Annotated in this window: 3 protein-coding genes; all 3 read left to right on the forward strand. The window is 50.4% G+C overall.

Translation table 11 applies throughout. The annotated features are described in order from the left end of the window. Positions 1-345: 345 nt before the first annotated feature. On the forward strand, positions 346-1,122 hold the full coding sequence (locus tag WBV75_RS09830; protein WP_424120445.1) for an OmpA family protein: 777 nt from the start codon (positions 346-348) through the stop codon (positions 1,120-1,122). A 30-nt stretch (positions 1,123-1,152) separates the two neighbouring features. Next, positions 1,153-1,575: a hypothetical protein gene (locus tag WBV75_RS09835; protein ID WP_424120446.1), complete on the forward strand. Its 423-nt coding sequence runs from the start codon at positions 1,153-1,155 to the stop codon at positions 1,573-1,575. A 177-nt stretch (positions 1,576-1,752) separates the two neighbouring features. Then, a partial coding sequence (locus tag WBV75_RS09840; RefSeq protein WP_424120447.1) for a S41 family peptidase occupies positions 1,753-4,934 on the forward strand: 3,182 nt, incomplete at its 3' end.

Genomic DNA, 4,934 nt, shown 5'->3' on the forward strand with positions numbered 1-4,934 from the left:
CACTTCGGACAGGTATCCCTGACGCTGTTCATACTGCTGAGGTTATACGGGTGGTTCTCCAGAAACGCACCTTCATGGCACCTGGGGCATTTCAAAAAAAGTATACTGTATAGCTTTGAACCTTTTCCAAACATATCTATAGCTTCAAAATACAAAATTAGCACATGCGGCCACAGGATATTGTGACTTTTGTTACATTGATAACCCCCGGAAATCCCGGCTGATCTATAAGAAATACCTCACATTTTTTACCCTTTCAATTCATACAGCAATTAATCCCCCCCTGCCTTTGAAAATTGATCGTTTTAACATACCTTTTGGCACTTTTTAACCAAAAACTAAAGAATGAAAAAAGCACTAGCATTTTTACTTTTTCTTCTCTTCCTGCTACTGGCGTGGCTGGCCTGGGGCTGGTACAAGGATACCGTAGTATGTTGCGAGGAAAAAACAGAACCCCCCGTTGCCGTGCAGTACGGCCCGCTGATCTTTGATTGCGGCACAGACGGCGTGATCACTAATGACCTCTGGCCCGATAAGAAACGGGAAATCCTGGCGGCCCGGAAGGAAGGAAAAAAACTCCTCCTTGTCGCCCCTTATTTTGAAGGGGAACAAGCGAGTCAGGGTATTGCCCGGGCCCAGAAAGTGAAGGCCCTGTTTACCGAGCTCGCCCCTGAAGATATAGTTGTCGAGGCGAGACCTGTAGGAGACTGTGAAGCAACCAAAGAAAATATGCTTCATGAACTCCGCTATAAGTGGGTGACCCGCAATGACGATGTGATTGAGTTGTACGACAGAACGGCCATACTCTACAGGTATGATTCCGACGTTGAAATTGTTACCCCGGCTGTGGATGCCTTCTCCAAAGAGCTTGCAGGATTCCTCAAGGAAACCGGAGATAAGATCCAGCTTACGGGTCATACAGATTCAGACGGGGAGGACGATTACAATATGGAACTGGGCCTGAAACGTGCCAATGAATACAAGGATCACCTGATGAGCCTTGGAGTTACTGAAGCGCAGATCGAGGTGAGTTCCAAAGGTGAATCCGAACCTACTGTCCCCAATGATACGCCTGAAAACAAACAGCGCAATCGCCGGGTAACTGTACATATCATTGAATAACTAATTGACTTTAACTGAAACACTATCATCATGACATTACTTCAAATAAATACGATTGCATGTGACGGGTCCGACGTTTTCTGGCCCTGGTTCCTGTGGCTACTCGGAGCCTTTATCCTTGGATTGCTCCTCGGGTGGCTCCTGAAACAACTCTTTGGAGGCGGTGCTGCAGCTGTTGCTGCGGGTCCTGCACCTGTAAAACAAGACCTTACCAAAATAGAAGGAATTGGGCCCAAGATTGAAGGGCTGCTCAATAAAAAAGGGATTATCAGCTATGCCCAGTTATCGGACTCCGCTGTAAGTTTCCTCGAGCAAATGATTAATGACGCCGGGCCTAATTTCGCCACACACCGCGGGATGACCGGAACCTGGCCTGCCCAGGCCAAGCTGGCGGATATCGGTGAATGGGATGAGCTCGCCAAATGGCAGGAAGTTCTCAAAGGAGGTGTATAACTCCTGATATGATCTGATTGAAACAGCCCCGACCACGGGGCTGTTTTTTTTTGGCATCAGGTCTGTTTTTCATTTAAACGAGCCTCCGGACCCCTGTAGATTGAAATTAATTTTAGTACTTTTTAAACCCGGATGCAATCCTGTTTACAAGCTTTCTCTAAATAATAAGTCCTTACTATGATCCCATTCCAAAAAAAAGTCAACCTCCTGGCACTAATTAGCTTCTTCTTCCTGGCCTCATCCTCCGCGGTATACGCACAGGGATTCGAAGGCTATTACCGCTATCCGGACATCCACGGCGACCAAATCGTATTTACTGCTGAAGGAGACCTTTGGACGGTTTCTGTATCCGGGGGTATCGCAAGGCGACTTACAAGCCACCCGGAAGAAGAAACCCACCCGGCCTTTTCGCCTGATGGTACAACCATCGCATTTTCCGCAAGCTATGAAGGCCCTACAGAAGTTTACACCATGCCCTCAGGAGGAGGGCTCCCCACCCGATGGACGTATGAGAGTGACCCCTCCGTGGTGAATTCCTGGACCGCAGGGGGAAAAGTACTGTACCAGACCCGGGCCTATTCAGGCGTCCCGGATTTTCAGGTAGTCACCATCGACCCAAAAAGTAAAACCAAAGATATCGTGCCCCTCTACCAGGCCAGTGAAGCCACCTACGATACCGCGGAGGAGGCCCTGTATTTTGTAAGGCCTGCCTTCCACCGGAACGTGACCAAACGCTATAAAGGGGGAACCGCCCGGCAAATCTGGAAGTTTGCCAATGGGGCTTCCGAGGCCGTTCAACTGACCCGGGGATATACCGGGGAGAGTCACCACCCTATGTGGTATCAGGGGCGCATCTATTTTATCACGGACCGGGATGGCACCATGAACCTGTGGTCCATGGATGAAGGGGGGGAAGACCTCAAGCAGCACACAGAACACGAAGACTTCGATGTGCGCTACGCCCGGAGTTCCGGGGGTAAAATTGTCTATCAAAGGGGCGCCGACCTCTGGATATACGACATCGCTTCAGATGCCTATTCCAAAATTGACATTCGCCTGACGTCAGATTTAGACCAGTTGCGCGAAAAATGGGAAGAAAACCCCGCCCGGTACATCACCAATGCCAAACCGGATTCTAAGGGGGAAAAAGTGGTGCTGACTTCGAGGGGAAGGGTTTTTATAGCACCTGTCAAAGACGGGCGCTACATCAATTTTACAGATAAGAGTGGCGTCAGGTACCGGGATGCCGCATTTTCCCATGATGGTAAATCAGTATACGCGCTTTCTGATGAAAGCGGGGAATTTGAATTTGTCGCCCTCCCCACTGATGGGATGGGAGCCGAAAAAGCCCTGACAAAGGATGGGGAGATCCTTCGTTTTGAAGGGGTGCCCTCCCCGGACGGGAAAAGTCTGGCGTATAAAGACCTGTTGCAGCGTATGTTTATCCTGGATTTAAAAACCGGGAAAAGCAGGCAGGTTTCCACACGGGACAACTACGTAGGAAACCCGGCCTGGTCCCCGGACGGGCAATGGCTGGCCTTCGAGGAAAATGCCGACAACCTCATGACGCAAATCGTCCTTTACAATACAACAAACAACAAACGCACCTACCTGACCACGGACCGGGCGAACTCCGAATCCCCGGCATGGAGCCGGGACGGGGCTTTTATCTACTTTCTTTCGGACCGAAACTTTACTTCATTGGTCGGTTCCCCCTGGGGGTCCCGCCAGCCCGAGCCCTATTTTGAGGCGAGCTATAAACTCTACCACATTCCGTTAAAAGCAGGGTCGCGTTCTCCTTTCCGGGAGCGGGACGAATTGTACTCCCCTGATGAAAAAGAGTCTGAGAAAGGGTCTGGGAAGGAATCAACCAAGGAATCGGCATCCGAAACCCCAGAGGTTCATATCGACCTGGACAACATTGAAAAACGTATTGCAGAAGTACCTATCCCAGCGGGGAATTACCGCAACCTCCAGGTTTCGGATAAGGTTATCTACCTCATGGAACGGGGGTCCGGACTCCAACCGAAGACAGACCTCAAAGCCCTTAAAATCGAAAATAAGGATCCCGAACTAAAAACCGTGGTTTCGGACCTTCGTTCCTACGACCTTACCGCTGATGGCAAAAAATTAATGCTTCGCAAGGGATCCTCCTATTATATGATTGAGGCCGGTTCTTCCGAAGTCAAAGACCTCAGCGATAGCCAGATTTCCCTTAAAGACTGGAAATTCCCCATCACTCCCAGGGAGGAATGGCGGCAACTCTATACGGATGCCTGGCGAATGGAACGGGACTACTTCTACGATAAAAACATGCACGGCGTGGATTGGGATGCCATGTACACCAAGTACCTGCCCCTTGTAGACCGCGTAACCACCCGGGAAGAGCTCTCCGACCTGATCGGGAGGTTTGTGGGTGAACTCTCCGCCCTGCATACCAGTGTCCGGGGTGGGGATACCCGTGAGGACCCGACCGATATTTCAGTGGCCAGCCTGGGGGCCGTTTTTAGCCGGGACGAAAAAAGCGGGGGTTTTACAATCGAAAAGATATACAGGGCAGATCCGGACTATCCGAATGAAAAATCTCCCCTGGACGATCCCTATCTCGATATTTCAGAAGGGGATATCATCACCCATGTCAATGGAAAACCGGTTAAGGACGCGATCGAAATAGGTGGGCTTATCCGCAACAAGGTGGGAAAACAGGTTCGCCTGACGGTCCTCTCTGAGGGTAAATCCAAAGACCACATCGTCAAGCCTATGGGAAGTGCCTATAATCTAAGGTATAGGGACTGGGAATATAAAAACAGGTTGAAAGTGGAAGCCGCCACCGAAAACGAAGTGGGTTACCTGCACCTGCGTGCCATGGGCTCGAATGACATCAGCCAGTTCTACCGGGAGTTCTACCCGGTTTTTGACCGCAAAGGACTGATCATCGATGTGCGGTACAACTTTGGGGGCAATATCGATAGTTTTATCCTTGAAAAACTGCTTCGAAAAGCCTGGATGTACTGGGCGGAACGCAACGGAAAGCCCACCTGGAATATGCAGTACGCCTTCAGGGGTCATATCGTGGTCCTGGTCAACGAGAACACCTATTCCGATGGGGAAGCCTTTGCAGATGGTTTTAAAAAATTGGGGCTGGGCACCACCATTGGGGTCCGTACCTGGGGGGGCGAAATATGGCTGAGCAGCTCGAATCGCCTGAGCGACGGTGGCCTTGCGCGGGCCCCTATGATGGGGGTTTACGGAGACAACGGAGAATGGCTTATTGAAGGGCACGGTTTTGAACCCGATATCGTGTTGGACAATTTGCCCCATGCTACTTATAAAGGAAAGGATGCCCAATTGGAACGGGC

This window comes from Robiginitalea sp., from assembly GCF_049588695.1.
Classification (GTDB): domain Bacteria; phylum Bacteroidota; class Bacteroidia; order Flavobacteriales; family Flavobacteriaceae; genus Robiginitalea.